Annotated in this window: 28 protein-coding genes and 1 rRNA gene; 20 read left to right on the top strand and 9 right to left on the bottom strand. The window is 69.0% G+C overall.

Annotated features, from left to right (window positions below):
- Positions 1–9 precede the first annotated feature (9 nt).
- Positions 10–1,605: a cisplatin damage response ATP-dependent DNA ligase gene (locus tag RMP08_RS07665; protein ID WP_310468404.1), complete on the bottom strand. Its 1,596-nt coding sequence runs from the start codon at positions 1,603–1,605 to the stop codon at positions 10–12.
- A 251-nt stretch (positions 1,606–1,856) separates the two neighbouring features.
- Positions 1,857–2,165 (bottom strand): hypothetical protein, encoded by a 309-nt coding sequence (locus RMP08_RS07660; protein ID WP_310468403.1) that lies wholly within the window; start codon positions 2,163–2,165, stop codon positions 1,857–1,859.
- A 166-nt stretch (positions 2,166–2,331) separates the two neighbouring features.
- On the opposite strand from RMP08_RS07660, the gene rpmG reads away from it, so the two are divergent.
- Entirely contained in the window at positions 2,332–2,499 is a 168-nt protein-coding gene (gene rpmG, locus RMP08_RS07655; RefSeq protein WP_310468402.1) for a 50S ribosomal protein L33, read from the top strand.
- A gap of 3 nt (positions 2,500–2,502) precedes the next feature.
- On the opposite strand, the gene RMP08_RS07650 is transcribed toward rpmG, so the two are convergent.
- Positions 2,503–2,913: a response regulator gene (locus RMP08_RS07650; protein WP_310468417.1), complete on the bottom strand. Its 411-nt coding sequence runs from the start codon at positions 2,911–2,913 to the stop codon at positions 2,503–2,505.
- 42 nt (positions 2,914–2,955) lie between these two features.
- On the opposite strand from RMP08_RS07650, the gene RMP08_RS07645 reads away from it, so the two are divergent.
- Genes RMP08_RS07645 through RMP08_RS07620 form a run of 6 tightly spaced genes read left to right on the top strand, consistent with a single transcriptional unit; the run spans position 2,956 to position 6,878 of the window.
- The gene (locus tag RMP08_RS07645; protein WP_310468401.1) at positions 2,956–3,222 is read left to right on the top strand and encodes a DUF3572 family protein; all 267 of its coding nucleotides are present in this window, start codon (positions 2,956–2,958) and stop codon (positions 3,220–3,222) included.
- Positions 3,219–3,833, top strand: coding sequence for an HAD family hydrolase (locus tag RMP08_RS07640; RefSeq protein ID WP_310468400.1), 615 nt, complete (start codon positions 3,219–3,221; stop codon positions 3,831–3,833). The genes RMP08_RS07645 and RMP08_RS07640 overlap by 4 nt, the downstream gene beginning before the upstream one ends.
- Positions 3,830–4,573 carry an SDR family NAD(P)-dependent oxidoreductase gene (locus tag RMP08_RS07635; RefSeq protein WP_310468399.1) on the top strand — a complete coding sequence of 248 codons (744 nt, stop codon included), beginning with the start codon at positions 3,830–3,832 and terminating at the stop codon, positions 4,571–4,573. Before RMP08_RS07640 ends, RMP08_RS07635 begins: the two co-directional genes overlap by 4 nt.
- 32 nt (positions 4,574–4,605) lie before the next feature.
- Positions 4,606–5,067, top strand: a complete 462-nt coding sequence (locus tag RMP08_RS07630) for a RidA family protein (protein ID WP_310468398.1) — start codon at positions 4,606–4,608, stop codon at positions 5,065–5,067.
- Positions 5,042–5,752 (top strand): glycerophosphodiester phosphodiesterase family protein, encoded by a 711-nt coding sequence (locus RMP08_RS07625; RefSeq protein ID WP_310468397.1) that lies wholly within the window; start codon positions 5,042–5,044, stop codon positions 5,750–5,752. The genes RMP08_RS07630 and RMP08_RS07625 overlap by 26 nt, the downstream gene beginning before the upstream one ends.
- Complete coding sequence (locus RMP08_RS07620) at positions 5,739–6,878, top strand: GNAT family N-acetyltransferase (RefSeq protein WP_310468396.1); 1,140 nt, start codon at positions 5,739–5,741, stop codon at positions 6,876–6,878. Before RMP08_RS07625 ends, RMP08_RS07620 begins: the two co-directional genes overlap by 14 nt.
- Here the strand turns inward: RMP08_RS07620 and RMP08_RS07615 are convergent.
- Complete coding sequence (locus RMP08_RS07615) at positions 6,854–7,804, bottom strand: isoaspartyl peptidase/L-asparaginase (protein WP_310468395.1); 951 nt, start codon at positions 7,802–7,804, stop codon at positions 6,854–6,856. The two genes, RMP08_RS07620 and RMP08_RS07615, sit on opposite strands and share 25 nt — an antisense overlap.
- Before the next feature lie 160 nt (positions 7,805–7,964).
- On the opposite strand from RMP08_RS07615, the gene RMP08_RS07610 reads away from it, so the two are divergent.
- Both RMP08_RS07610 and RMP08_RS07605 read left to right on the top strand, forming a co-directional pair.
- Positions 7,965–8,867 carry an SPFH domain-containing protein gene (locus RMP08_RS07610; RefSeq protein WP_310468394.1) on the top strand — a complete coding sequence of 301 codons (903 nt, stop codon included), beginning with the start codon at positions 7,965–7,967 and terminating at the stop codon, positions 8,865–8,867.
- A gap of 4 nt (positions 8,868–8,871) precedes the next feature.
- Positions 8,872–9,081, top strand: a complete 210-nt coding sequence (locus tag RMP08_RS07605) for a toxin-antitoxin system HicB family antitoxin (protein ID WP_310468393.1) — start codon at positions 8,872–8,874, stop codon at positions 9,079–9,081.
- A 4-nt stretch (positions 9,082–9,085) separates the two neighbouring features.
- On the opposite strand, the gene RMP08_RS07600 is transcribed toward RMP08_RS07605, so the two are convergent.
- The 3 genes from RMP08_RS07600 to RMP08_RS07590 are packed head-to-tail and all read right to left on the bottom strand — an operon-like array spanning position 9,086 to position 13,684.
- A complete protein-coding gene (locus tag RMP08_RS07600) occupies positions 9,086–10,885 on the bottom strand; it encodes a hypothetical protein (RefSeq protein ID WP_310468392.1) in 1,800 nt (599 codons plus the stop codon).
- A gap of 4 nt (positions 10,886–10,889) precedes the next feature.
- Positions 10,890–11,456: a hypothetical protein gene (locus RMP08_RS07595; protein WP_310468391.1), complete on the bottom strand. Its 567-nt coding sequence runs from the start codon at positions 11,454–11,456 to the stop codon at positions 10,890–10,892.
- Positions 11,453–13,684, bottom strand: a complete 2,232-nt coding sequence (locus RMP08_RS07590; RefSeq protein WP_310468390.1) for a toll/interleukin-1 receptor domain-containing protein — start codon at positions 13,682–13,684, stop codon at positions 11,453–11,455. The genes RMP08_RS07595 and RMP08_RS07590 overlap by 4 nt, the downstream gene beginning before the upstream one ends.
- 119 nt (positions 13,685–13,803) lie before the next feature.
- Here RMP08_RS07590 and ispG point away from each other — a divergent pair, with 119 nt between their 5' ends.
- The 9 genes from ispG to RMP08_RS07545 all read left to right on the top strand — a co-directional run bounded on the left by ispG (position 13,804) and on the right by RMP08_RS07545 (position 23,175).
- Positions 13,804–14,937 carry a flavodoxin-dependent (E)-4-hydroxy-3-methylbut-2-enyl-diphosphate synthase gene (gene ispG / locus RMP08_RS07585; RefSeq protein ID WP_310468389.1) on the top strand — a complete coding sequence of 378 codons (1,134 nt, stop codon included), beginning with the start codon at positions 13,804–13,806 and terminating at the stop codon, positions 14,935–14,937.
- Between the two features lie 39 nt (positions 14,938–14,976).
- Complete coding sequence (locus tag RMP08_RS07580; RefSeq protein WP_310468387.1) at positions 14,977–15,114, top strand: hypothetical protein; 138 nt, start codon at positions 14,977–14,979, stop codon at positions 15,112–15,114.
- A gap of 20 nt (positions 15,115–15,134) precedes the next feature.
- Positions 15,135–16,037 carry a DMT family transporter gene (locus tag RMP08_RS07575; RefSeq protein WP_310468386.1) on the top strand — a complete coding sequence of 301 codons (903 nt, stop codon included), beginning with the start codon at positions 15,135–15,137 and terminating at the stop codon, positions 16,035–16,037.
- A 20-nt stretch (positions 16,038–16,057) separates the two neighbouring features.
- On the top strand, positions 16,058–16,372 hold the full coding sequence (locus tag RMP08_RS07570; protein ID WP_310468385.1) for a multidrug efflux SMR transporter: 315 nt from the start codon (positions 16,058–16,060) through the stop codon (positions 16,370–16,372).
- Positions 16,373–16,419: 47 nt separating this feature from the next.
- Entirely contained in the window at positions 16,420–18,954 is a 2,535-nt protein-coding gene (locus RMP08_RS07565) for a TonB-dependent receptor plug domain-containing protein (RefSeq protein WP_310468384.1), read from the top strand.
- Positions 18,955–19,015: 61 nt separating this feature from the next.
- Positions 19,016–20,248, top strand: a complete 1,233-nt coding sequence (gene hisS, locus RMP08_RS07560; protein ID WP_310468383.1) for a histidine--tRNA ligase — start codon at positions 19,016–19,018, stop codon at positions 20,246–20,248.
- Positions 20,245–21,324 carry a peptide chain release factor 1 gene (prfA, locus tag RMP08_RS07555; RefSeq protein WP_310468382.1) on the top strand — a complete coding sequence of 360 codons (1,080 nt, stop codon included), beginning with the start codon at positions 20,245–20,247 and terminating at the stop codon, positions 21,322–21,324. Before hisS ends, prfA begins: the two co-directional genes overlap by 4 nt.
- Positions 21,321–22,181, top strand: coding sequence for a peptide chain release factor N(5)-glutamine methyltransferase (prmC, locus tag RMP08_RS07550; protein ID WP_310468381.1), 861 nt, complete (start codon positions 21,321–21,323; stop codon positions 22,179–22,181). Before prfA ends, prmC begins: the two co-directional genes overlap by 4 nt.
- Before the next feature lie 226 nt (positions 22,182–22,407).
- Positions 22,408–23,175 carry a DUF4167 domain-containing protein gene (locus RMP08_RS07545; RefSeq protein WP_310468379.1) on the top strand — a complete coding sequence of 256 codons (768 nt, stop codon included), beginning with the start codon at positions 22,408–22,410 and terminating at the stop codon, positions 23,173–23,175.
- A gap of 53 nt (positions 23,176–23,228) precedes the next feature.
- On the opposite strand, the gene RMP08_RS07540 is transcribed toward RMP08_RS07545, so the two are convergent.
- Together RMP08_RS07540 and RMP08_RS07535 are read right to left on the bottom strand one after the other, a co-directional pair.
- A complete protein-coding gene (locus RMP08_RS07540; protein ID WP_310468378.1) occupies positions 23,229–23,627 on the bottom strand; it encodes an acyl-CoA thioesterase in 399 nt (132 codons plus the stop codon).
- The gene (locus RMP08_RS07535; RefSeq protein WP_310468377.1) at positions 23,624–23,935 is read right to left on the bottom strand and encodes a hypothetical protein; all 312 of its coding nucleotides are present in this window, start codon (positions 23,933–23,935) and stop codon (positions 23,624–23,626) included. Before RMP08_RS07535 ends, RMP08_RS07540 begins: the two co-directional genes overlap by 4 nt.
- A 66-nt stretch (positions 23,936–24,001) precedes the next feature.
- Here RMP08_RS07535 and RMP08_RS07530 point away from each other — a divergent pair, with 66 nt between their 5' ends.
- Positions 24,002–24,430: a CBS domain-containing protein gene (locus tag RMP08_RS07530; protein ID WP_310468376.1), complete on the top strand. Its 429-nt coding sequence runs from the start codon at positions 24,002–24,004 to the stop codon at positions 24,428–24,430.
- 581 nt (positions 24,431–25,011) lie between these two features.
- Positions 25,012–25,143, top strand: a 16S ribosomal RNA gene (locus RMP08_RS07525); the annotation flags it as partial.

Raw genomic sequence — 25,143 nt, 5'->3', positions numbered from 1 at the left:
GCCCTCGCTTCACGTCGCCAGCGCCAGCAGCGTCGCAATGCGGTCGGCCTCCGCCGCGGGCTTGTCGGTGCGGATCCGGCTGATCCGCGGGAAGCGCATCGCCAGCCCCGACTTGTGCCGCTTCGAAGCATGGATCGAATCGAACGCGACCTCGAGCACCAGGCTCTTCTCGACCTCGCGCACCGGCCCGAAGCGCTGCACCGTGTGGCGCCGCACGAAGCTGTCGAGCCACTTCAGTTCCTCGTCGGTGAACCCGAAATAGGCCTTGCCCACCGGCAGCAGCTCGCCCGAGTCGGCGAAGCAGCCGAAGGTGTAGTCGGAGTAGAAGCTCGACCTTTTGCCCGACCCGCGCTGGGCATACATCAGCACGCAATCGGCGGTCAGCGGATCGCGCTTCCATTTGTACCACAGCCCCGCCTTGCGCCCGCCGACGTAGGGCGAATCGCGGCGCTTGAGCATGATCCCCTCGATCGCCGCATCGCGCGCGCCGGCGCGCAATTCCTCGAGCGCCTCGAAGCTGTCGGCCTCGATCACCCGCGACAGATCGAACCGCTCGGGATCGAGCGCGGCGACCACCGGCTCGAGCCGCGCCCGCCGCGCGCTCCACGCCAACCCGCGCAGATCCTCGTCGCCGTCGAACAAGATGTCGTACAGCCGCACGAACGCCGGATACTCGCCCTGCACCTTGGAACTGACATTCTTGCGCCCGAGCCGCTGCTGCAGCGCGTTGAAACTCGCCGCCGCCCCGCCATGCGCGTCGGCGCCTTGGTCGGCCCCGCGCACCAGCAGTTCGCCGTCGAGCACGCCGGGCCGCGCGAACGCCGCCGCGACATCGGGACAGCTGCCCGAAATAGCGTCGCCGGTGCGGCTGTAGAGGCGGGTGTCGCCGCCGGCGTGGACCAGTTGCACGCGGATCCCGTCCCACTTCCACTCGGCGGCATATTCATCGAGGCTGACGCGTGTGTCCTCCAGCGCATGCGCCAGCATGAACGGACGGAACACCGGCACATCGCGAACATTGGGCTGCTCGCCGCGCCCTTCGCCCCATGCGAACAATTCGGCAAACGGCGGCCGCAGCCCGTGCCACACCTCCTCCACCGCCTCGACGTCGAGCCCGAACGCATCGGCCAGCGCCTGCTTCGCCAGCCGCGCCGAAATCCCCACCCTGAGCGCCCCCGTCGCCAGCTTGAGCAAGGCGAACCGCCCCGACGCGTCGAGGTGATCGAGCATGTCCGCCAGCACCCGCGGAGCGTCGGACCGGCTCGCCGAACGCAGCCGCTCGACCGCATCGGCGATCCCCACGCTGCCGTCGTCGATCTCGGGTTCACCCTCGGGCAGCGGCCACAGTAGCGACACCGTCTCGGCCATGTCGCCGACATAGTCGCGGCTCATCCGCAGCAGCACCGGGTCGATGCGCTCCTCGGCGATCCCGCGCACCACCGCCGGCTTGACCGCCGGGATGTCGAGCGTCCCGGTCAGCGCGGCGAGCGCGATGCCGCGGTCGGGATCGGGCGTCTCCCTGAGATAGTCGCCGATCAGCTTCAATTTGGTATTGCGCGAGCGCGTATAGACGAGGTCGTCGAGCAGTTGGGAAAACGCGCGCATCCCCGCTCAATGCGCGAGCGCGCCCTCCAGTGCCGAAGCCGTCATTGCGAGCGGCGAAGCCGCCCCGGCAATTCAGGTTTTTCGCACGAAGGCACGAAGGCACCAAGAGTGAAACCTCTAGGGCGCAGCCCCCGAAGATTCTTCGTGCCTTAACGTCGTGCCTTCGTGCCTTCGTGTGAACCAACTGTCTGCCGGCTAGCCGCCGCTCCGCGGTGACGGCTCAGCGTCAACGGCCGGCCAGTGGCGCAGAACTAGTGCAGCCGCACCGCGAGCGCGGCGAGGATCGCGGTGCGGTCGCCCGCCGAAACGCTCTCCAGCGCCTCGTCGATATGCTCGAGGCAGCATTGCGTCGCGATGCGGTGGCCGGGCAGCAGCGCCAGTTGCGCCGAGCAATGCGCCAGCCCTTCCAGCGCAATCATCCCGTTGACCGCGGCAATCTCGCGGATGGCGTCCATTCGGGCGTGGATGTCGAGCGGGGACAGCCGCGTCGCGCGCTCATGGATATCGGCGATTCGCACCGCGAGCTGGTTGCGCACCGGTTCGAGCGCGTCGCGTGCCATCGGCCTTGCCCCTTGTCCTCGTGTAAACGCAGGATCGCCGATCGAGGTTAAGGCCGGGTTACGAAGGGCCGCCGCCTTGACAAAAAGGCGCCCCGGCGGCATTGGGCCGCGTCACTACAGCGGCGTCAGGCCGCTGTTCTTTTTTGCACATCCCAGGAATCGTTCGATGGCCAAGCCGGCAACCGTCAAGATCAAGCTCGTCAGCACCGCCGACACCGGCTTCTTCTATGTGACCAAAAAGAACCCGCGCAACCAGACCGAGAAGATGGTCTTCCGCAAGTACGACCCGGTCGCGCGCAAGCACGTCGAGTTCAAGGAAGCGAAGATCAAGTAACCGTCATCCCGGACTTGATCCGGGATCCATGACCGCTGCCTTGGTCGCCCCGGCGCCACTCTCCGCGAGCAATTCATCGACCGTCGCCGCGAACCGCGCCACCGAAATCGGTTTGGACACATAGGCCTGCGCCCCCGCGCCACGCACGCGCTCCTCGTCGCCCTGCCCGGCATAAGCGGTGACCGCCATGATCGGCACCGTCTTCAGCTCCGCGTCCGCCCGCAGCAGCCGGATCAGTTCCAGCCCGCTGACGTGCGGCAGTTGGATGTCGGTGATCACCAGCTCGGGCCGAAACGCGCGCGCCGCCTCCAGCGCCAGCCGGCTGTCGGTCACCGCCTCGGGCTGGTGGCCGTGCGCCGCGAGCAGGTCGCAGAACAGCTTGATGTTGAGGGCGTTGTCCTCGACTATCAGAATCTTCGCCAATCAGGCCTCCCCACCCGCCAAAGAACTTAGGCCATGCCGCCGCCGACTCCAACCGAATCCGAGACGCTCGCGCTGGCGGCACTTGCTGCAACGCTCGGCGACGAGCGGCGGGCGCAGCGCTTCCTCGACCTGACCGGAATCGGGACAGATGAGCTGCGCCGCCGCGCCGGCGAGCGCACGCTGCTCGCCGGATTACTGCGGTTTTTGGAAGCGCATGAGCCGGATTTGCTGTCCGTTGCGGAGGCGATCGGCGCCCAGCCCGCGGCGCTGGTCGCCGCGCGCGAGGCGCTCGAGCGATGACCCGCCCCCTGCTCATCACCGATTGCGACGAGGTGCTGCTGCACATGGTCGCGCATTTCGCCGACTGGCTCGACGAGGCCCACGCCGTCCATTTCGACCTCGACCGCGGCGATTTCGCCGAGGCGATGACCGACCGCGCCAGCGGCGACACCATCCCGCCCGAGCGCGTATGGCCGCTGCTCGACCAGTTCTTCCGCGCCGAAATGCACCGCCAGACCCTCGTCCCCGGCGCGCTCGATGCGCTCGGCCGGATCGGCGAGGTCGCCGACATCGTCATCCTCACCAATTTGGGCGACGAGGCGCACAGCTGGCGCGTCGACCAGCTCGCCCATCACGGCATCCGTCACGAAGTTGTCTGCAACCGCGGCGGCAAGGGGGTTCCCGCGCGCGCCATCCGCAAGCGCCACAAGGCCGGCACCACGGTGTTCGTCGACGATCTCGCGGTCCATCACGCCTCGGTCGCCAAGCATGCGCCGGAGGTGTGGCGGCTGCACATGATCGCCGAGCCGCGCATCGCCCGCGCGGTGCCCCCGGCATCGGCCGCCCACGCCCGCATCGACGACTGGCCGACCGCCTGCCAGTGGATCCTGGACAAGTTCGAGGAAGCATGAACACCATCCTGATCACCGGCGCCACCGCCGGCATCGGCCTCGCCGCCGCCCGCCGCTTTGCGCAAGGCGGCTGGCGCGTCATCGCCACCGGCCGCCGCGGCGACCGCCTGCGCGCGCTGGCCGACGAGCTCGGCGACGCCTGCCTCCCGCTCGAGATCGACATCCGCGACCCCGAATCGCTCGCCCAGCTCGCCCGGCTCGACCCGCCGTGGGGCGACATCGACTTGCTGCTCAACAACGCCGGCCTCGCCCCGCCGATGGACGATTTGCAGCAAGCCGACCCCGCCGCGCTCAACAACGCGATCGACACCAACGTCACCGGCCTCGTCGCCCTGACCCGCGCCCTCCTGCCCAAACTGATCGAGCGCACAGGCGCGATCATCAATTTATCGTCGGTCGCCGCCACTTACCCGTACCGCGGCGGCGCGGTGTACGCCGCGACCAAGGCGTTCGTCCGCCAGCTCAGCCTCGACCTCCGCTGCGACCTCGCCGGCACCGGCGTCCGCGTCACCTCGATCGAGCCCGGGATGGTCGAGACCGAGTTCACCGTGGTCCGTAACCGCGGCGACCAGGCCGCGTCGGACGCGCTCTATGCCAACATGAACCCGATCACCGCCGAAGACCTCGCCGAAACCATCTGGTGGATCGCCACGCTCCCGCCCCACCTCAACATCAACGCCATCGAGCTGATGCCGGTCAGCCAGACCTGGGCCGGCTTTACCGTTGCCCGCGAGGCTTGATTCGCCGCGCCCGCGGTGCTTGAGGCTAGGCCATGACCATCGACCAGCGCCTTGCCGAGCTCGGCATCACCCTTCCCACCCCCGCCGCCCCGGTCGCCTCCTACGTCCCCGCGGTCGAGGCCGGCGGCCTGCTCCACATCTCCGGCCAGATCAGCTTTGCGGAAGACGGCAGCCTGATTACCGGCCGGCTCGGCGATGACGTCGACCTCGCTGGCGGGATCGCCGCCGCGCGCCGCTGCGGGGTCATGCTGCTCGCCCAGATCAAGGCCGCCTTGGGCTCGCTCGACCGCGTCGAGCGCGTCGTCAAGCTCGGCGTGTTCGTCAATTCGACCCCCGATTTCACCGACCAGCCGAAAGTCGCCAACGGCGCGTCCGAGCTGATGCAGGAGGTGTTCGGCGAGCCCGGCCGCCATGCCCGCAGCGCGGTCGGAGTCACGGTGCTGCCATTGGGCGTCGCGGTCGAAGTGGATGCGATCGTCGCGATCCGCGGCTGATCCGCTCGACCCTGGCCCCGCCGGCTTCGCCCACCGCGGGCTGCACGACGGCGCGCAATTCCTCGAGAACAGCCCGCTCGCCTTCGCCGCCGCGCTCGAGCGCGGCGCCGGGATCGAATGCGACCTCCGCCTGACCGCCGACAACCAAGTCATCGTGTTCCACGACGCCGATGCCTGGCGGCTGTGCGCGAGCCCTTTGCGCATCGCCGAATCGACCCTCGCCGAGCTATCCCGCCTGCGCCTCGGCGACGGCCCGATCCCGACCCTCGCCACTGTGTTCGCATTCGTCGCCGGCCGCGTACCGCTCCTGCTCGAGGCCAAGGTTGACGGCGATATCTGGCGCTGGGTTCCCGCGCTGCGCCGCGCCCTCGCCGGCTATCTCGGCCCGCTCGGCGTGATGAGCTTCGACCCCCGCCTCGCCTGCCTGCTCAAGACCAATCTTCCCAATGTCCGCCGCGGCCTCGTCATCCGCGACCGCTGGAGCGCACTCCAACGCAGCCTGGCGATGGCCCTCGCTGATCCGCAATTCCTCGCCGTCGACCGCGCCGCCCTCGCCAAGCCGTGGGTCGCCCGCGCCCGCGCCCGCCTTCCTATCTACAGCTGGACCATCCGCACCGCGGCCGAGCGCGCGCAAGCCGCGGTTCACGCCGACGCGCTTATCTGGGAAGCCGATGGCCGACCGTGACGCCGACATCATCGCCCGCCTCGCGCCCGGCGTCGCCTCGCTCGATCCCGCCGCATGGGACCGCCTCGCCGGCGCCGACCCGTTCCTCAGCCACGCCTTCCTCGCTGCGCTCGAGCACTCAGGCAGTGTCGGCCCCGGCACCGGCTGGACCCCCACCCCGATCCTGATCGAAGACGGGCAAGGCGCCATCGCCGCCGCCGCCCCCGCTTATTTGAAGGGCCACAGCCAGGGCGAATATGTCTTCGACCACGGCTGGGCCGACGCCTTCGAGCGCGCCGGGGGGCAATATTATCCCAAGCTCCAGATCGCGGTGCCGTTCACCCCCGTCCCCGGCGCGCGCCTGCTCGGCCCCGCGCCCCAGCAATTGCTCGCTGCCGCCGAGGCGGTGGTCGAGCAGAACGGCCTGTCCTCGGCCCACATCACCTTCGTCGATGAAGCCGGCGCGGCCGAATGCTTGGCGCGCGGCTGGCTGATGCGCTCAGGCATCCAGTACCACTGGCAAAACCGCGGCTATGGCGATTTCGACGATTTCCTCGCCGCGCTCACCAGCCGCAAGCGCAAAGCGATCCGCAAGGAACGCGCCGCCGCCCGCGCGGGACTCGATTTCGTCCACCTCCGCGGCAACCAGATCGGCCTCGCCGAATGGGACGCGATGTGGGCCTTCTACCAGGACACCGGCAGCCGCAAATGGGGCTTTCCTTATCTCACCCGCGCCTTCTTCGACCGCATCGCGCAAACGATGGGTGACACCCTGCTGCTGTTCCTCGCGCTGCGCGACGGCATCCCCATCGCCGGCGCGCTCAACCTGGTCGGCGCCGACACACTCTACGGCCGCTACTGGGGCGCTACCGAGGAGGTCCCCTTCCTCCATTTCGAACTTTGTTATTACCAGGCGATCGAATGGGCCATCGCCCACCGCCTATCCTCGGTCCAGGCCGGCGCCCAGGGCGAGCATAAATTGGCGCGCGGCTACCAGCCGGTGCTGACCTACTCGGCGCACTTCATCGCCAATCCCGGCTTGCGGGACGCGATCGCGACCTTCCTCGATGGCGAGCGCGCCGCCATCGACCGCGAGTTCGCCTGGCTCGAGCAGGCGCTGCCCTACCGCTCGCCCTCGTCGCCATAAACCGCGACGCTGCGCCCCGCCTTGGTCGCCGTCCCGCGGTACATCCCCGCGCTGTTGAACGAATAGGCCGTCTCGCCCTTGGGCGTGACCACGATCACCCCGCCTTCGCCGCCGAGCGCCTTGACCTCGGCCAGCACTGCGTCGGCCGCCACTTGAGCGTTGTCACCGCTCAGCCGCATCCGCGCGCAAATCTCGTGCGCCACGCTGGCGCGGATGAAATATTCGCCCCAGCCGGTGCCCGACACCGCGCAGCCGCGGTCGTCGGCATAGGTCCCCGCCCCGATCAGCGGGCTGTCGCCGATCCGCCCCCAGCGCTTGCCCGTCATCCCCCCGGTCGAGGGCGCCGCGGCGACATGGCCGTGGGCGTCGAGCGCGACCGCGCCGACCGTGCCGTATTTATACTCGACCACGAGCGCGCTGAGGTTTTTCGACTTCATGTCCTGCAGCTGCTTGCGCCGCTCGGGAGTGGAAAAATAGTCGTTGGGCACCTGCTCGAGGCCCTGTGACTTGGCGAACTCGTCGGCGCCCTCGCGGCTCAACAGCACGTGCGGGCTGTCCTCCATCACCGCGCGCGCCAGGCGGATCGGGCTCTTGGTGGTCTTCGCCCCGGTCACCGCCCCGGCGGCGCGGGTCGCGCCGTCCATGATCGAGGCATCAAGCTCGTGCGCGCCGTCGAACGTGAACACCGAGCCGCGCCCGGCATTGAAGTTGGGATCGTCCTCGAGCACCACCACCGCCGCCTCGACCGCGTCGAGCGCCTTGCCCCCCGCCGCGAGAATCTTTTCGCCCGCCTCGAGCGCCCGGCTCAACCCGGCGCGGACCGCCTTGTCCTTGTCCGGCGTGGTCGACTTGCGCTCGATCGCTCCGGCGCCGCCATGGATCACCAGCTTCCACTCATTGGATTTGGATTGGGCAGGGGTAGTCATCAAACAGGCTCCGATTAGCGACACAGCGAGCAACGGCTTGAGCATCGGGTTTCTCCCTCGTCACCCCCGCCCCCTAGCAGAACCCGCGCCGCTGTCCCGATTCCAATTGACTCGGGCTTCGCTCCGATATTAATATGATATCAAATAAAGGGAGGCACACATGGCGACTCGCGCTCAGATCGCACTCAACCCCAGCACCGAACGGCCGGCGGCGGGCTTCAACGGCTACATCATGCTGCTGCTGCTCGCGGTCGCAATCGCGGCGATGGTGCTCGGCTTCGTCCGCCTCACCAGCGACGATCGCGGCCCGCTGACCATGATCGCCTTGTTCGGCGGTGCGCTGGCCGCCCTGCTCATCTCCTGCGGATTCTACATGCTCCAGCCCAACCAGGCCGCGGCGATCACATTGTTCGGTGCCTATCGCGGCACCGACCGCACCACCGGGCTGCGCTGGGTGCTGCCGTGGATGATGCGCAAGAAGGTCTCGGTGCGCGCCAACAACTTCATTTCCGAGCGAATCAAGGTCAACGACCTGCGCGGCAACCCGATCGAGATGGCGGCGCAGATCGTGTGGCGCGTGGTCGACACCTCGCAGGCCCTGTTCGACGTCGACGATTACAAGCAGTTCGTCCGCGTCCAGGTCGAGGCCGCCATCCGCACCATCGGCTCGCGTTACCCCTATGACGATTTCGAGCATCTCGAAGTGACCCTTCGCGGCAACCACGACCAGGTCGGGGTTGAGCTGCGCGGCGAATTGCAGGATCGCCTCGCGGTCGCCGGAATCACCGTCGACGAATGTGGATTTACCCACTTGGCCTACGCCCAGGAGATCGCCGGGGCGATGCTCCGCCGCCAGCAGGCGCAAGCCGTGGTCGCCGCGCGCAAGACTTTGGTCGAGGGCGCGGTCGGAATGGTCGAGATGGCGCTCGCCATGCTGTCCGAGAAAAACGTCGTCGAATTGGACGACGAGCGCCGCGCCGCGATGGTGTCCAATTTGATGGTCGTGCTGTGCGGCGAGCGCGACACCCAGCCGGTCGTCAACACCGGTACGTTGTACACCTAAGGCCATGCCCGGCGGCGGCGAGCGCAAGGCCTATCCGCTCAGGGTCGATCCGGCCCTGTGGGCGGCGGTCGAGCGCTGCGCCGCCGCCGAGCTGCGCAGCGTCAACGCCCAGGTCGAATGCCTTTTGCGCGAGGCATTGAAGGACCGCGGCGTAAAACTGGGCGCGCCAACCCCCCGCAAACGCGGCCGGCCGGCCAAAACGACGAAAAAGTAAGCCGTCAGGCCATTCCGAGATCTTGCTGCTGGTTGACCAGCCGCCACTCGTCGAGGTCGGACAGCATCGTCCGCGCGGCCTGCTCGGCGAGGTCGGCGGCGCGGTTGAGGCCGACCCCCTTGCTCAGCTCGGCGTCGATCTGGCGCAGCGCGTTGGCGGTCGCCTGGCTGCGCAGCGCGCTGCCGCCGAAATCGCCCTGGAAGCGGATCCCGAACACCGCGGTGCCGATCGCCGGGAAGCCCGCCCCGATCAGCGTGAACCAATTGTTCGCGCGTGCCAGCAGATCGGGGGCGAAGGCGCGCCCGAGCACCGTCGCCACGCACACGATCAGCGTTGCCCAGAATAGCACCGCGGCGATCGATTCGAGGCGCTGGTCGAGCAGATTGATCTGTCCCGAGCTGCGGTCGTGATAGGCGACTTGGGGGGCGACCTCGAGCGCCGCGATCGACGCCGCCAGCTGGCGTGCCCGCTCCGGGTCGATCGCGCCCGCCGGGCAGCCCATCGCGCGCCACATCCCGCTCGCGTACCAGTCGATCCACCGCCGCGGCACCGGGTTGGTCGGGGTGCCCGGCGGGTCGGGCGCGGCGATCCCGAGCAGTTTCAGGCTGCGCATCGGGCGCAGCCGTTCGGCGAGCTGGCGGTAGTCGAGCCAGCGGCGGTGCCACTGGTTGCGCACCCCGACCCTTGTGTTGGCGATGATCGCCAGCGTGATGAGGAATTCGAGCACCGCCATCGGCAGCAGCAGGTGCGGCCACATGAACGAGCTCAGGCCAAGGCACACCGCCAGCCCGCCAAGCACGAAGTTGAACACATGCCCGCTGCGATAGGTTTGCGCGAAGTGCGTCGCCAGCCGGTCGGCCCAGCTGTAGGCGGCCTCGAGCACCGCGCTCCCGGTGTCGATCAGATGATGCTCGCACTGCTCGCGATAATGCCGCCATTCCTCCTCGATCCCGGCCACCGCCCGCGCCTCGCGGATGTCGCCCGGCCGGAACCGTTTGACCCCCGCCGCGGCGAGCAGCAGCGGATATTCGATCCGCGCCCGGATCCGCCGCGCCCGCTCGCCCGCGAACTGCGCCAGGAACGCGTGCTCCTGCGGGTCGGCCGGCGGCAGCAGCAGCGCCTCCAGCATATGCTCGGCATGCTCGCGCGTGAACGGCCGCTCGGCCATCGCGTCCTCGCCTTGGGTCAGCACCGCGGGGTCGAACGCCGCCCACAGCAGCCGCGCCGGCTGCGCCGCATCGACCGGCACATGGAGCACCGGCGTGCCGCGCACGATCGCCTGTTGCACCACTTCGGCGGTGCCGCCGCGCCCGCGCGGGGGAAGCCCGTCCCACACCGCCAGCAGCACGTCGCAATGCGCCACTGTGGCGCGCCCGGTCATGACATAGGCCTCGGGCTGGTCGCGCTCCTCGCCCGGCAATTCGAGCGCGCACGCAGCGCGGGCGAGCAGCGCGTCGAACCGCGCCCGCGACGGCTCGTCGGCCAGGCTCGCGCGATAATCCGCCCGCCCGAACGGCAGCACCGCGTGCAGCGTATAGCCGCGCTCCAGCGCCGCCTCCGCCGCGATCTGGTCGGCGCCGTCGGCCAGCGGCGACACGAATTGCAGCCGCGTCGCGTCGGCGACAAAGCAATCGCTCCCCCGCGCGCGCACCGCTTCGGCGGCATCCGCGAGCAGCGCCAAGGCATCGCCGATCCGCCCCCGCAACGCGTCGCCGCCGCCGCCGCCGAGCGCGCCATTGCGGTGACCGGTGACCCCGACGCTGAGCACGAACGGCGGCCGCGGCGGGCCTTCGGGCGGCGTCACCAGTTCAATTGCTTTGCGCGTCCGGCTGGTCGGGCCGCGAGCACAGGGTCATGGTCGCGAACAGCGCCACCGCGCCCGCCCCGAGCAATGCCAGGACCAGCATGCTGCTGACCGCTGCCGTCCCGCCGTTGCGGTTCACATACACCGGATCGTAGGTGATCAGGTCGCTTTCGTCCTTGTCGGTCGGCTTCACGAAATTGAGCGCGAACTTGTACTTCGCGGCCTCCGGATTCTTGTTGTGCACAATGAGCTCGTTGGCGCTGACCTGCTGGGCGGTGATGTCGGGATGCTGGTCCTGCGCGGTCGGGCACGCCGCCAGCGTCGTCGCGCCGTCCTTGCGCACCCACATCGCGCGCTTCTTGTCGCTCGGGAAGCGCAGGCTCACCCCCTGCTCGCGCACCAGCTTGAAGGTCACTTTGTGATGCTCGGACTTCTTCATCTCCTGCTTCTTGTCGAACACCAGCTCGTCGCCGACGGTGCCGTCCTCGTCCTTCATGCTGAACGCGATTCCGTTCGGCTTGGTCGGGTCCTTCTTGGCGTGGACCGTGATCTTGCGGTCGGCGTTGCTCATCGGGCGGCTCCTTTCGGCTGAGATAAACTGATCAGGCGGCGGTCGCGCAAGTAAATCGGGTGGCGATAGCCGATCGCGGCGAGCTTGGCGCCGGCGGCCTCGGCCTCCGCAGTGCGCCCCAGCCCGTCGAGAATGACTACCCGCCGCGCGGTCAGCGCCGGGGTCTCGGCAACGCCCTTGGGCCACGCACCGAGCGCGGCGTCGAAACCCGCGTGCGCCGCCGCGCGGTCGCCCGCCGAGGTCGCCACCAGCGCCGCGATCAATTGCGCATTGGCCAGCGCGAACCGCGCGTCGGCCGACTTCGCGCGCGCCACTTCGGCCCGCGCCGCGCGCACCAATTGCGCCGCTAGCGCCGCCGCCTCGCCATCGGCGTCGCTGGTCAGCGCCAACCGCGCCCGCAAACTCCAGCACGCGCCGCGCAAATCGACCCGCCACGCCTCGACGCTGGTGTCGCGCCGCGCCAGCCGCTGGGCGATGTCGCAGCCGGCGCGCGCCGACACCCCGGCCTCGCCGCCGCGCCCCGCCGCCAACTGCACCTCGCCGAGATCGAGGTAGGACGACGCCGCTTGCCCCGCCCAGTCGGCATTGCCCGGCTCGGAGCGCATCAGCGCCGCCCCGATCGCGACCGACTTGCGCAAATGCTCGAGCCCCAGCGTAAGGTCGCCGCGCATCGCATACAGCCGCCCCGCCGCGCGCTCGGCGATCATCGCCTGCTGGCGGAACGCGGCGTCGCTGTTGGGCGTCGCGATGAGCCGCTCGAGCAAGCCGATCTGCCGCTCGCGCTGGGCCAGCGCATCGTCCAGCCGGCCCTCTTTCTCGCGCGCCTCGGCCAGCCACGCCAGCCCCTCGCTGAGCAGTTTCTGGTGCGCAGTGTTGCCCGGCTCGGCGGCGGCCAGCGCCTCGGCCGCGCCGAGCGACGACTGGAAGATAGCCGCCGCCTCGCCATAGCGCCGCGTCTCGACCAGGATCGCCCCCAGATTGGTGTCGGCGTAGAGCGGCTCCATCCGCCATCTCGGGTTGTTCGGGTCGAGCGCCACCAGCCGCCGCGCGAGCCGCTTATACTCGCGCATCGCGGCTTCGGCCTGGCCGATCTGCCCGCGCTGCCACGCAATGTCGCTCACCCAGAATACATTCTGCGCATGGTCGAAAATCCGCTGCGGGTCGTCGGGCGCGCGGCGCAACGCTTCCTCGCTCCCCGCCAATGCCTCCTGGTAGCGACGCAGCGCCCCCGCCAGATCGCCGCGGCTGCTAGCGATCCCGCCCATCAGCGTCAGCGCGCGCGAGCGCTGCGCCAAACTGTCGTCGCTCAGCGCCGCCTTGTCCTGGCTGCGGTAATATTCGAGCGCGCGCGCCCCCACCGCGTCGAGCACGTCGAGCCGCCCCAACGGCTCGAGCTTGTCCTTCAAATCGCCGAGCATGAACCCGACCAGCCCCTCGGCCGCGCGGCGCTGGTCGCGCGCCGCGTCGCGCGCATCGAGCGCGGCGATCGCCAGCCCGCTGGTCATCGCCATCCCCGCCAGCGACGCCGCCGCCAGCCACGCCAGCCGCCGCTGCCGCCGCAGCGTGTCGCGCTGGACCAATTCGTCGAGCCCGACCCCGAGCATCCCTGCGATCAGCTTGAGCAGCCCCATGCGCCTGCCGTCGCGGTGCGCGCGCAAATCGGCGGCGAGCGGCTCGGCGCGCTTGGTCGTCGGTCGTCCGCGCCGGTCGTAGCGCAGCCGCAACGCGGGGGGCAGGCACTCCTCCTCCTCGCGCCCGGGAAGTTCGCTCGCGAACGGCTCGCCGTCGACGATCGCCGCCAGCACGCAGCCGTCGGGCCGGCGCCGCTTGAACATCTCGATCTCGGCATTGGTCCAGCGCGATTTGGCCGCCGCCGGCGAGCATAGCACTATGAGGAACCGCGATGCCTCCAATGCGTCACGGATTTCGTCGCTGAGGTTGCCCGCCGCCGCCAGCTCGCGGCGGTCGCGGAAAATCGGGCTCAGCCGCGCGGGCACCGTCCCCGTCGCGGTCTCGCGCCCGGTGAGCGCCGGCGGCACGCGAAAACCCTCGAGCGAGCGATGCAGCCAGTCGGCCATCGCCTCGTCCTGGTGGCTGTAGCTGAGGAATGCATAATAGCGCGCCGCCGCAACCCCCGCCGGCAGCGGCGCCGCGGATCCGGCCGCAGTCGTCCCGCCGCGCTCGTCGCGGTCGCCAACCCACGCCTGCACTCGGGCGAGCTTCGGCATTCAGCTGCCCCCTGTTCCTGCATCCGGCATCTATCAGGTTTGAATATCGCGGGCGACTCCCCTGGCGGGGGCGGGCGCCCTCGCTTGGCCCATCGCGCCCGAGCGCCTATATGCGCGCCATGTCATCCCTGCGCCCCTGGCGAACCATCGAGCGGCGCAAGTCGCGCCAGATCATGGTCGGCAACGTCGCCGTCGGCGGCGATGCGCCGGTCACGGTGCAGACCATGACCAACACCCCGACCTCGGATGCCGCCGCGACGATCGCCCAGATCCGTCGCTGCGAGGAGGCCGGGGTCGACATCATCCGCGTCTCGTGCCCCGACGTCGCCAGCACCGCCGCGCTCCGGGAGATCGTCCGCGCGTCGACCGTGCCGATCGTCGCCGACATCCATTTCCACTACAAGCGCGCCTTGGAAGCCGCCGATGCCGGCGCCGCCTGCCTGCGCATCAACCCCGGCAACATCGGATCGTCGGAGCGGGTCAAGGAAGTCATCGCCGCCGCGCGCGCCAACGGCTGCGCGATCCGCATCGGGGTCAACGCCGGCAGCCTCGAGAAAGACCTGCTGGAGAAGTACGGCGAGCCGTGCCCCGAGGCTTTGGTCGAAAGCGCGATGGACCACATCCGTATCCTCGAGGACCACGGCTTTCGCGACTATAAAGTCGCCGTGAAAGCGTCCGACCTGTTCCTCGCCGTCGCCGCCTACCAGCAGCTCGCCGAGCAGGTCGATTGCCCGCTCCACCTCGGCATCACCGAGGCCGGCGGGCTGATCGGCGGCACCGTCAAGTCGGCGATCGGCATGGGTTCGCTGCTGTGGGCGGGCATCGGCGACACCATCCGCGTCTCGCTCTCGGCCGAGCCCGAGGAGGAAGTCCGCGTCGGCTACGAGCTGCTCAAATCGCTAGGCATCCGCAACCGCGGAGTGCGCGTCGTCTCCTGCCCGAGCTGCGCGCGCCAGGGCTTCGACGTCATCCGCACTGTCGAGGCGCTGGAGGAGCGGCTTCAGCACATCCGCACCCCGCTCTCGCTCAGCGTCCTCGGCTGCGTCGTCAACGGCCCGGGCGAAGCGCGCGAGACCGACATCGGCATTACCGGTGGCGGCCAGGGCAAGCACATGGTCTATCTCTCGGGCGTCACCGACCACCACATCCAGGACGCCGACATGATCGACCACATCGTCCGCCTGGTCGAAGCCAAGGCGGCCGAGATCGAAGCCGCGGATATGGTCCAAAAAACCCTCCACGCCGCCGAGTAGCTTAGCCCTTTTTTCACTTTCCGGGCGCATCAAGGCGCCATGGCTAAGCTGTTGTTGATCCTGATTCTGGGCGGTGCGTTCGCCGATCACATCGCTTCGTCGCAGTCCGAGCCGCCGCTGCTGATCGACGCGTCGGTGCCGTCCGCCGGCACCGCATCTCTCGACGCCGCCGAATAACCCCCGCTAAGGGCGGCGGCATGAACCGCGTCGCCCAGCATCCCGTCCAGGCCTTTATCGTCGCGCTCGTCGCGGTCGGCGTGCTGTCGGTGATGGACGCGGTGATGAAGGCGCTGGTGCTCGCGCTCGGGATTTACGCGGTCAGCGTGTGGCGCGCATTGGTCGGCCTGGTGATGGCCTCCGCCCTCTATTTGCCGCGCCGCCTGCCGTGGCCGAGCCGCGCCACGCTCCGCATCCACGTCGCGCGCGGCGCGGTGGTGACCGTGATGGCGCTGTTGTTCTTCTGGGGGCTGGCGCGCGTGCCGATGGCACAGGCGATCGCCTTGACCTTCATCGCGCCGCTGATCGCGCTGGTGCTGGCGGCGATCGTGCTCGGGGAGAAGATCGGCCGGCGCTCGGTGCTCGGCTCGCTCGCGGCGTTCGCCGGGGTGGTCGTGATCGTCGCCGGCCAGGCGCGCGCCGAGCTCGGCCCCGGCGTGCTGCTCGGCACCGCCGCGATCCTCGCCTCGGCGCTGTGCTATGCGGTCAACATCGTCATGATGCGCCACCAGGCGCAGGCCGCCAAGCCGCTCGAGATCAGCTTCTTCCAGAGCCTGACGATCACCGTGCTGATGCTGGCGGCGATCCCCTTCCTCGGCATGCCCGAATGGCCCGGCGTGCAGTGGGGCTGGATCGTGGTCGCCGCGGCGATGTCGTTCGCCGGGGTGTTGCTGTTCGCCTTCGCCTACGCCCGCGCCGAGGCTGGCTATCTCTCGGTCACCGAATATAGCGCGTTCCTGTGGGCCGCCGCGCTCGGTTGGCTGGTGTTCGACGAGGGCGTCTCGCTCTACACCATCGCCGGCGCGGCGCTGATCGTCGGCGGCTGCCTGCTCGCCGCCCGCCGCGAGCCGGGCAAGGCGCCCGAAATGGAAGTCGCCGCCTAGGCCGGCTAAGGGATGCATCGATGGCGTGGTTTTATTTGATCCTCGGCGGGCTGTTCGAAGTCGGCTTCACCACCTCGCTGCGCTTCGTCGACGGCTTTCGCAATCTGCCGTGGACGCTCGCCTTCCTGGTCTCGGTCGGGATCAGCATGGCGCTGCTCGAGCTCGCCGCGCGGACCATCCCGATGGGCACCGCTTATGCCGTGTGGGGCGGGATCGGCGCGGTCGGCACCGTGCTGGTCGGCATCGCCTTCTTCCACGAGCCCGCGGGCACTGTCCGCGTCCTGCTGATCCTTGCGATCGTCGCCGCCATCGCCGGTCTCAGGCTGACCGCCTGAACTCGCGTGTCAGTCAAGGTTCACCTCGCCTGCTTAGGCACGGCGGGATGAAAGTCTCTTCACTGCACCGCGCCCGCGTACTGGCCCTGCTCGCCTCGGCCGCGATGTCCGCTCCCTTGGCGGCACAGGAAACCGCGCCGCCCGAAGCGCCGGCGCCGCTCGAGGCCGACCCCGACGTCGACGCCGACGAAGAAGACATCGTGGTCGTCGGCCAGCGCCCGCGCGGTTCCGTGGTTGGCGACATCCCTCCGGAAAACACGCTTACTGGCCGCGATGTCCGCGCGACCGGCGCGACCAGCATCGACGAGCTCCTGGAAGCGCTTGCGCCGCAGCTCGGAAGCGCACGCGGGCGCGGCGGCGAGCGGCCCGTCCTGCTCCTCAACGGCCAGCGCATTTCGGGTTTCCGCGAACTGCGCGACATCCCCACCGAAGCCATCCAGCGGGTCGAGATCCTGCCCGAAGAAGTCGCGCTCAAATACGGTTACCGGGCCGACCAGCGCGTGGTCAATTTCGTCCTCCGCGAGCGATTTCGCTCGACCGCCGTCCGCGCCCAAGGCAGCGCTGCAACGGAGGGCGGATACCTCGCCGGACTGGGCGACGTCACCCAGCTGGCGATCGAACGCGCCGGCCGCACCACGGTCAACGTTCACGCCGAGGCAAACGGCGACTTGACCGAGTCCGAGCGCGATATCGTGCTGCAGCCATTGCCTGCCAATCCCGAGCTCGATCCCCGTACCGCGCGCACGCTCATTGGCTCGGGGAGCCTGCTGCGCGGAACGGCCACGCACAACCGCCAGGTGCTCGGCAATGTCTCGGCCACGCTCAACGCCGAAGTCCAGCACAGCGAAGGCAGGTCGCTTCTCGGTTACCCGCTGTTCAGCGACGGATCGCCGCTACCTGGCGGCATTGACCCGCGCGTCCGCAACGTCTCCGCTGACAGCGCCCACGCCGGTCTCGCGCTCAACTGGGACAAGGCCCGGTGGCGCTGGTCGGTGACTGGCAACGCAGACATCGCGCGCAACCTCACCATCAGCGATCCCAGCGATCCCGACCTCAGCCGCGACCGCTCCCGATCGACGAGCTCATCGGGCGGGCTCGACGCGACCGCCAACGGCCCGCTGTTCAAGCTCCCGGCCGGGGACGCCAGCGCCACGTTCCGCGTCGGCGCCGACACCTTGCACCTCGACACCAGCCGGCGCCGAGCGGGCATCGCCATCTCAAACTCGCTCGGCCGCACCCGGGGCAGCGGATCGATCAACATCGACCTGCCCGTGTCGCGCCGCAGCCGCGATTTCAGCGCGCTCGGCAACCTCACGCTCAATGCCAACGCCGAAGTCGAGCAACTGTCCGACTTCGGCACGCTGACGACGCTCGGCGCAGGGCTCAACTGGTCGCCAGTACAGCCATTGAACCTGATCGTGAGCTGGACGCGCGAGGAAGGCGCGCCCTCCGTCCAGCAACTCGGCGATCCGATCCTCGATACGCCGGGCACCCGCATTTTCGACTTCACGACCGGGGCGACGGTGCTGGCCAACGTCATCACTGGCGGAAATCCAAATCTCGATGCCGATCGCCGCAACATCTTCAAGCTCGGCGCCAACTGGCGCCCGTCGACCAAAGTCGATCTGCGGCTGCGCGCCGACTATGTCCATTCGCGGCTCGACGGGCCGATTTCGAGCTTTCCCGGGCCAAGCGAAGCGATCGAGGCGGCCTTCCCCGAACGTTTCGTGCGCGCTGCGTGCACACCGCGACCCTGCAACGGCCAGTTACTCATCGCTGACTTGCGCCCGGTGAACTTCGATTCCTCTCGCCGCGACACGCTGCGCTGGGGCTTCGACTTTACGCAACCGCTCAGGTCCGCGCCGCCCTCGCCTGCGCAAATCGAGCAGTTCCGCGCGCGCCGCGCCGCCGGCTTCGCTCCAACCGGACGCACTCCGCCGGAGGGAACGCCACCCGAGGCACCACGGCCAGAAGGCGCGGACGATCGTCAAGGGTTTGGCGGCGGCGGCGGCTTTGGTGGCCGTGGGGCCGGATTCGGTGGCGGACGCGGAGGCGGTCGCCAGGGGGGACGGCTGACGTTTTCCCTCACCCACACCGTAAACCTGACGGACGAAGTCACCATCCGCCCCGGCATAGCCGGGCTCGACTATCTCCACGGCGATGCTTTGGGTTCGTCGGGTGGGCGCCCGCGCCACGAAGTCGAAGCTCAGGCCGGCTGGTCGAACAACGGCCTCGGCGCGCGGCTGTCGGGCAATGTGCGGAGCGCCACGCGGGTCGACAGTTCGAATGGGGACGACCTGCGGTTCTCGCCGCTGGCGACCGTCGATTTGAGGCTGTTCGCCAATCTTGGCGAGCGCTTCACAATCGTCGCCAAATACCCGTGGTTGCGCAGCTCGCAGCTACGGCTCGAGGTCGACAATATCTTCGACGCTAAGCAGAAAGTGCGCGATGCGGCTGGCATCGTGCCGGTCAATTACCAGCGCGACCTGCTCGACCCGCAGGGCCGCACGATCATGCTTTCGGTGCGCAAATTGTTCTTGCCGCGCTTCGGCGCGGGCCGCGGCAGCTGGCGCCGGCCGTGACACCTGCCCGGCAGTCCCGGGCGTTTGGTAATTCAGCATAAAATGCTTTAGCGACCCGGCCATGGCCATGTTGCAGCCGGTCCGGGGGACTCAAAGCCTGCTTGGGGAAGACGCCGACCGCCTCCACGCGGTCACCGCGGCGTTCGACGCTACGCGCCGGCTGTTCGGCTTCAAGCGCGTCGAAGTGCCGGTGCTCGAGCCGACCGCAGTGTTCGCGCGGACCATGGGCGAAACCACCGACGTCGTCTCCAAGGAGATGTACAGCTTCGTCGACAAGGGCGAGGAAGCGGTCACCCTGCGCCCCGAATTCACCGCCGGGATTGCGCGCGCGTACCTTTCGGAAGGCTGGCAGCAATACGCGCCGCTGAAGGTCGCCACCCACGGCCCGGCGTTCCGCTACGAACGCCCGCAAAAAGGCCGCTTCCGCCAGTTCCACCAGCTCGATGCCGAGATCCTCGGCTCAAGCGAGGCGCAGTCCGACGTCGAATTGCTCGCCTTCGCCGATCATCTCCTGCGCGAGCTCGGCATCGCCGACGGCGCCGTGCTCAAGCTCAACACATTGGGGGACCCCGCCACGCGCCAGGGCTGGCGCGATGCTTTGTACGAGCATTTCCGTGGATCGGCCGGCGATCTCTCCGCGGACAGCCGCGACCGGCTCGAGCGCAACCCGCTGCGCATCCTCGACAGCAAGGTCCACCAGGACTGGCCGATCATCGACGCCGCCCCGGTGATCGACGATTTCCTCACCGCCGAAGCGGCCGATTTCTTCGCCCAAGTCACCGCCGGGCTCTACGCGGCCGGGATTGCGTGGGAGCGCGCCCCGCGACTCGTCCGCGGCATCGATTATTACCGCCACACTGCGTTCGAGTTCGTCACCGATCGCCTGGGCTCGCAGGGCACAGTCCTTGCCGGCGGGCGCTACGACGGCCTCGCCGAAATGCTCGGTGGCCCGCCCACCCCCGCGGTCGGATGGGCGGCCGGGGTCGAGCGGCTGGCGATGATGATGGCCGCGCCCGCCCCCGAAACGCTCGATGTCGCGGTGGTGGTCGAGGACGACCGCGCGATGGCCGCGGCGTGGCGCGCGGTGACCGCGTTGCGCCGCGCCGGGCTATCGGCCGAGTTGGTCGCCACCGGCTCGCCGCGCAAGCGCTTCGACCGCGCGGTCAAGAAAGGCGCCAGTGAAATGCTGCTGCTCGGCGTCACTGACGGCAAGGTCGCCGCGCGCTTCAAGGGCGCGGGAACACCGCGCGCCGAAGCCGCTTTGGCGGGTCTCGACTGGCCCGATCCGGCATGACCAAAATCTCGTCCGAACGGATCGCCTCGATCGAGGCCAGGAAGCATGAGCTGAGCGAGGCGATGTCCGCGGGTGACTTGTCGCCCGAGCAGTTCGTCCAATTGTCGAAGGATTACGCTGCGATCGAGCCGGTCGCCGCCGCCGCGCGCGAGGTCCGCCGCCTGCGCGCCGAGCGCGAAAGCCTGGCCGCCATGACCCGCGACGCCGATGCCGACATGCGCGCGATGGCCGAGGAGGAATTGCACGCGATCGAGGCCAAGCTGCCCGAGGCCGAGCGCGCGCTGGCGGTCAAGCTGCTGCCGCGTGACGCCGCCGACGACCGCGCCGCGATGCTCGAGGTGCGCGCCGGCACCGGCGGTGACGAGGCGGCCTTGTTCGCCGGCGACCTGCTGCGCATGTACCAACGCTTCTCGGAAGAGCAGGGCTGGCGCTTCGAGCTGATCTCGGCCTCGGCGTCGGACGTCGGCGGCTACAAGGAAGCGATCGCGTCGATCGCCGGCAACGGCGTGTTCGCGCGCCTCAAATTCGAAAGCGGCGTCCACCGCGTCCAGCGCGTTCCCGCGACCGAAAGCGGCGGGCGCATCCACACGTCGGCCGCCACTGTTGCCGTGCTGCCCGAGGCGGAAGAGGTCGATGTCGTGATCAACGACGCCGATTTGCGCATCGACGTCTATCGCTCGTCGGGCCCCGGAGGGCAGTCGGTAAACACCACCGACAGCGCGGTCCGCATCACCCACTTGCCGACCGGGCTGGTGGTCATCCAGCAGGACGAGAAATCTCAGCACAAGAACAAGGCCAAGGCGCTCAAGGTGTTGCGCACGCGGCTCTACGAATTGGAGCGCAGCCGCCTCGCCGACGAGCGCGCCGGTACGCGCCGCTCGATGGTCGGCTCGGGCGACCGCTCGGAGCGCATCCGCACCTATAATTTTCCGCAAGGCCGCGTCACCGACCACCGCATCAACCTTACGCTCCACAAGCTCGATGCGATCCTCGAGGGGCCAGGCCTTGCCGAACTGGTCGGGGCCCTGAGCTCGGAAGACGAAGCGCAGCGGCTGGCGGGGCTCGACGAGGCGTGAAACCCGTCGTCCGCGCGCTGGCCGACGCCGCGCGCCTGCTGTCCGCCACCAGCGACACCGCGCGGCTCGACGCCGAGCTGCTGATGGCCGAGGCGCTCGGCATCGAGCGCGACCGCCTACTGCTGGCGCCGCCCAACGGCCCCGTGCCCGAGCGCTTCGCCGCGATGCTCGAGCGCCGCGCCGCGGGCGAGCCGGTCGCCTATATCACCGGCCGCCGCGCGTTCTGGAACATCGAGCTCGGGGTCGGCCCCGGGGTGCTTATCCCGCGCCCCGACAGCGAGGTGCTGATCGCCTCCGCCCTCGAGCACTTCGACGGCGGCGGCGGCGGCGGCGGCGAAGGCAAGGGAGGCGAGGGCGGCCCGCGCCGCATCCTCGACCTCGGCACCGGGCCCGGCACGCTGCTGCTCGCCGCGCTCGACCTGTGGCTGGACGCGACCGGCATCGGGGTCGATTCGTCGGAAGCGGCGCTCGACTATGCCCGCGCCAACGCCGCGCGCCTCGGCCTCGCGGACCGCGCCGAGTTCCGGTTGGGCGACTGGGCGGAGGGAATATCGGAAAAATTCGACCTCATCCTGTGCAACCCGCCCTACGTCGCCGACACCGCCGAACTCGGTCCCGGCGTGCTCGAGCATGAGCCCCCCGAAGCGCTGTTCGCCGGCGCCGAGGGACTCGATGCGTATCGCGTCCTGGCGCCGCAGCTGCCAAGCTTGCTGGCGCCCAACGGCCTCGCCGCGGTCGAGATTGGCGCCGACCAGGCCGACGGCGCGACGGCGCTGCTGTGCCGCGACGGCCTCGCCTGCCGCCTCGCCAACGATCTCGCCGGCCGACCGCGCGCATTGCTGTTAACCTGGGTGTGAACGAAATCGCTTGGCATCCGTCGCTTAGCGCTCTAAACCTTGGCCCAGGGCCGGGCCCGCTCCACTGACATTTTGAAGCTGAGCATCCCGTACCAACCCCCGACGCAATCGGCCGTTCGACACGCGCTCAGGCAAGCGCAAGATCGGGACGAAAGGGTCAGCCCGCGCGCAAGTGCGGCCTGGCCGGGCGACAGGGGAAACGCTTCTGCAGTTGAGGAAGTAGCATTTGATCAACAATCGTCAGGGTGGCCGCCGTCGCGGCCGCGGGGGACAGCGGCCTCAGAGCTCGAGCGGACGGCCGGACGGCAACCGCCAGGACAACCGCCAGCGCGGCAATGCCGCCCAGTTGCTCGAGAAATACAAGAGCATGGCACGCGACGCCCAACTCGCCGGCGACCGCGTCCAGACCGAATATTTCCTGCAATATGCCGACCATTATTTCCGCGTGCTCGGCGAAAGCCGCTCGCGCTACGACGAACAGAATCGCCAGCGCGACGACGATCTCGAGGATGACGACGACGGCAACGAGATGCTCGAAGCCGACGGCGATCAGCGCGAGCAAGGCCAGCGCGACGACGGCCGCTCCGACCGCCAGGAGCGCAACGACCGCAACGACCGCAATGACCGTGGCAACCGCGACGGCAATCGCGATGACCGGCCGGCTCGCGCCGAGCGTCCCGAGCGCTCTGAACGGCCCGACCGCGCGCCGCGCGCCGAGCGGCCCGAGCGCGGCGATGCCCCCGACCGCTCCGAGCGCGCCGCGCGCCCGGCCCGCGCCGAGCGTCGCCCGCGCTTCGAACGCGACGAGCGCAACGGCGAAGACGGCGGAGAGGGTCTCGGTGGCGGAATCGCGCTGACCTTGCCGCCGGCGATCGGCATCGGTGCGGACACTCCTGCCGCAGCGGGCGATGGTGACGGCGAAGCGCCGGCGCCGCGCCGCCGCGTGCGCCGGCCGCGTCCCGCCGAGGGCGACGATATCGCCCCCGCCGCCTGACTATCGCACATCAATAGGCAAAGGCCCTCGCGAGCGATCGCGGGGGCCTTTTCTTATGGTGTTGCCGCGCTTTCGGCTGCGCGGTCGACCGGGCGCGGGCGATGGTTCTCGTCGAGCGCGACGAAGGTGAACACGCCCTCGGTGACCTTGAGCTCGGTCGCGCCGCGGTCGCGCTGGGCGATCACTTCGATGCGCACGCTCATCGACGTCCGCCCGACCTTCTCGATGCACGCGAACACCGAAATGAGGTCACGCAAATGGATCGGCGTGATGAATTCCATGCGCTCGATTGCGATCGTCGCGACCGGCCCGTCGGCGCGGCGCGAGGCGACGATGCCGGCGGCGATGTCCATCTGGCTCAGCACCCAGCCGCCGAAGATATGGCCGTTGGCGTTGATGTCGCTCGGCCCGGGCACCACGCGCAAAATCGGCACGCGTTCGATATTGGTCATGGTTGCTCCCTGTCGTCGCTCTCCGCCGGGTCATGGCGCCGCGCCAGCTCGTCGCGCCCGCTTGATGCGCTCAAGAACGCCAGGCTCATCAGCGCGCCCGCCAGGAGCACGCTCAAGCCGACCCCGAGCGCAGTGGCGATCAGCATATGGATATGGACGCCGTCGTCGCCGCGCGCGACCAACACCACCGCCAGCGCCGCCACCGCGATCGCGAACAGCGCCATCAGCCGCATGATCCGCCCGAACCGGCGCAGCAGCAGGTGGCGCGGCAGCGGCGGTGGTGGGGGAATGGGGTCGGGCGCCGGCATGCTTCCCTTTGACCGCGCCGCGTGGGACTATCAAGGCCGGTTGCGACTCTGATCAGGGAGGCAAACATGGACATCGGCGCGATCCTCGGGGGCAAGGGCAGCGAGGTTGCGACGATCGCGGCCGAAGCCAGCGTGCGCGATGCCGTGGCGCTGCTCGGCGAGCGGCGGATCGGCGCGCTGCCGGTGGTCGACGGCGCCAGCGTCAACGGCATCATGTCCGAGCGCGACGTGATTTATTGCCTGCGCGAGCATGGTCCCGAAGTGCTCGACTGGCCGGTGGCAAGGGTGATGACCGCGCCGGCGCTGACCGTCGAGCGCGCGACTCCGATTCTCGCCGCGCTGGCGCTGATGACCCAGCGCCGGATTCGCCATCTGCCGGTGGTCGAGGGCGGCGCGATCGTCGGCATCGTGTCGATCGGCGACCTGGTCAAATACCGCATGGACCGGATCGAAGCCGAAGCGGAGGCGATGCGCGCCTACATCCAGGGGGCGTGAGGCGGGCTCGCCGCGCTGGCAGCCCGTCTTCGCCGAAACAGCCGCCGAATCAGCGGCTTGCGGCTCTTGATCGGTCGCTGCGGCATCCTATCTAGGGTCGAGCGGCGGGGTGCCGGCCTTCGGGCTGGCCTCCGATGTGCGCGGCAGCGAGGGGATACGGCGCCCCGGCTGTCATGTTTTTGCAAAAAGGGCGTTGACGGTTTGCCGACCGTTCCATATATGCCCCGTCACAGCAGCGGTAGCGGGCCCGTTTTCGGGTCGCCTCCGTTTCGCGCTTCTTCTTAGTCGGTACGACCGATGCCCGGAACCATTCGAACCGGGGGCAGGAAGACGCGTCGGCTCTTTGACATTGTTGGTTAGATGAAGGGACATGTGGGCGGCGGCCCGGTCTCCTGGAGCCTCTGGGTTCAGGTCGATCGGTAAATTTATGCCGTTCCTTAATGTGACTTTCGTTCGCGGCTTGCCGTGGGCGGGGGAAGCAAATGTCCTCATACGCAAACACACCAGTTTGTATATTTGTGCAGGAACGGCTCCCAGAGTATCGGCCTCATTCGGTTATTCCACCGGGCGAGGTCGTACATCAACTTGAGAGTTTGATTCTGGCTCAGAACGAACGCTGGCGGCATGCCTAACACATGCAAGTCGAACGAGACCTTCGGGTCTAGTGGCGCACGGGTGCGTAACGCGTGGGAATCTGCCCTTGGGTTCGGGAT

Source organism: Sphingomonas sp., from assembly GCF_031426035.1.
Classification (GTDB): domain Bacteria; phylum Pseudomonadota; class Alphaproteobacteria; order Sphingomonadales; family Sphingomonadaceae; genus Sphingomicrobium.
Note: the sequence above shows the minus strand (reverse complement) of the source record. Positions and strands in the feature narration are given on the sequence as shown.

Excerpts from the sequence above, each read along its gene's own strand:
- ispG (WP_310468389.1), top strand. The coding sequence starts at position 13,804 with ATGTCATCCCTGCGCCCCTGGCGAACCATCGAGCGGCGCAAGTCGCGC.
- RMP08_RS07575 (WP_310468386.1), top strand. The coding sequence starts at position 15,135 with ATGAACCGCGTCGCCCAGCATCCCGTCCAGGCCTTTATCGTCGCGCTC.
- RMP08_RS07540 (WP_310468378.1), bottom strand. The coding sequence starts at position 23,627 with ATGACCAATATCGAACGCGTGCCGATTTTGCGCGTGGTGCCCGGGCCG.
- RMP08_RS07635 (WP_310468399.1), top strand. The coding sequence starts at position 3,830 with ATGAACACCATCCTGATCACCGGCGCCACCGCCGGCATCGGCCTCGCC.
- RMP08_RS07530 (WP_310468376.1), top strand. The coding sequence starts at position 24,002 with ATGGACATCGGCGCGATCCTCGGGGGCAAGGGCAGCGAGGTTGCGACG.
- RMP08_RS07620 (WP_310468396.1), top strand. The coding sequence starts at position 5,739 with ATGGCCGACCGTGACGCCGACATCATCGCCCGCCTCGCGCCCGGCGTC.
- RMP08_RS07565 (WP_310468384.1), top strand. The coding sequence starts at position 16,420 with ATGAAAGTCTCTTCACTGCACCGCGCCCGCGTACTGGCCCTGCTCGCC.
- RMP08_RS07625 (WP_310468397.1), top strand. The coding sequence starts at position 5,042 with ATGCGATCGTCGCGATCCGCGGCTGATCCGCTCGACCCTGGCCCCGCC.
- RMP08_RS07660 (WP_310468403.1), bottom strand. The coding sequence starts at position 2,165 with ATGGCACGCGACGCGCTCGAACCGGTGCGCAACCAGCTCGCGGTGCGA.
- RMP08_RS07610 (WP_310468394.1), top strand. The coding sequence starts at position 7,965 with ATGGCGACTCGCGCTCAGATCGCACTCAACCCCAGCACCGAACGGCCG.
- prfA (WP_310468382.1), top strand. The coding sequence starts at position 20,245 with ATGACCAAAATCTCGTCCGAACGGATCGCCTCGATCGAGGCCAGGAAG.
- rpmG (WP_310468402.1), top strand. The coding sequence starts at position 2,332 with ATGGCCAAGCCGGCAACCGTCAAGATCAAGCTCGTCAGCACCGCCGAC.
- RMP08_RS07535 (WP_310468377.1), bottom strand. The coding sequence starts at position 23,935 with ATGCCGGCGCCCGACCCCATTCCCCCACCACCGCCGCTGCCGCGCCAC.
- RMP08_RS07595 (WP_310468391.1), bottom strand. The coding sequence starts at position 11,456 with ATGAGCAACGCCGACCGCAAGATCACGGTCCACGCCAAGAAGGACCCG.
- RMP08_RS07605 (WP_310468393.1), top strand. The coding sequence starts at position 8,872 with ATGCCCGGCGGCGGCGAGCGCAAGGCCTATCCGCTCAGGGTCGATCCG.
- hisS (WP_310468383.1), top strand. The coding sequence starts at position 19,016 with ATGGCCATGTTGCAGCCGGTCCGGGGGACTCAAAGCCTGCTTGGGGAA.
- RMP08_RS07580 (WP_310468387.1), top strand. The coding sequence starts at position 14,977 with ATGGCTAAGCTGTTGTTGATCCTGATTCTGGGCGGTGCGTTCGCCGAT.
- RMP08_RS07665 (WP_310468404.1), bottom strand. The coding sequence starts at position 1,605 with ATGCGCGCGTTTTCCCAACTGCTCGACGACCTCGTCTATACGCGCTCG.
- RMP08_RS07615 (WP_310468395.1), bottom strand. The coding sequence starts at position 7,804 with ATGACTACCCCTGCCCAATCCAAATCCAATGAGTGGAAGCTGGTGATC.
- RMP08_RS07590 (WP_310468390.1), bottom strand. The coding sequence starts at position 13,684 with ATGCCGAAGCTCGCCCGAGTGCAGGCGTGGGTTGGCGACCGCGACGAG.
- RMP08_RS07640 (WP_310468400.1), top strand. The coding sequence starts at position 3,219 with ATGACCCGCCCCCTGCTCATCACCGATTGCGACGAGGTGCTGCTGCAC.
- RMP08_RS07630 (WP_310468398.1), top strand. The coding sequence starts at position 4,606 with ATGACCATCGACCAGCGCCTTGCCGAGCTCGGCATCACCCTTCCCACC.
- RMP08_RS07570 (WP_310468385.1), top strand. The coding sequence starts at position 16,058 with ATGGCGTGGTTTTATTTGATCCTCGGCGGGCTGTTCGAAGTCGGCTTC.
- RMP08_RS07645 (WP_310468401.1), top strand. The coding sequence starts at position 2,956 with ATGCCGCCGCCGACTCCAACCGAATCCGAGACGCTCGCGCTGGCGGCA.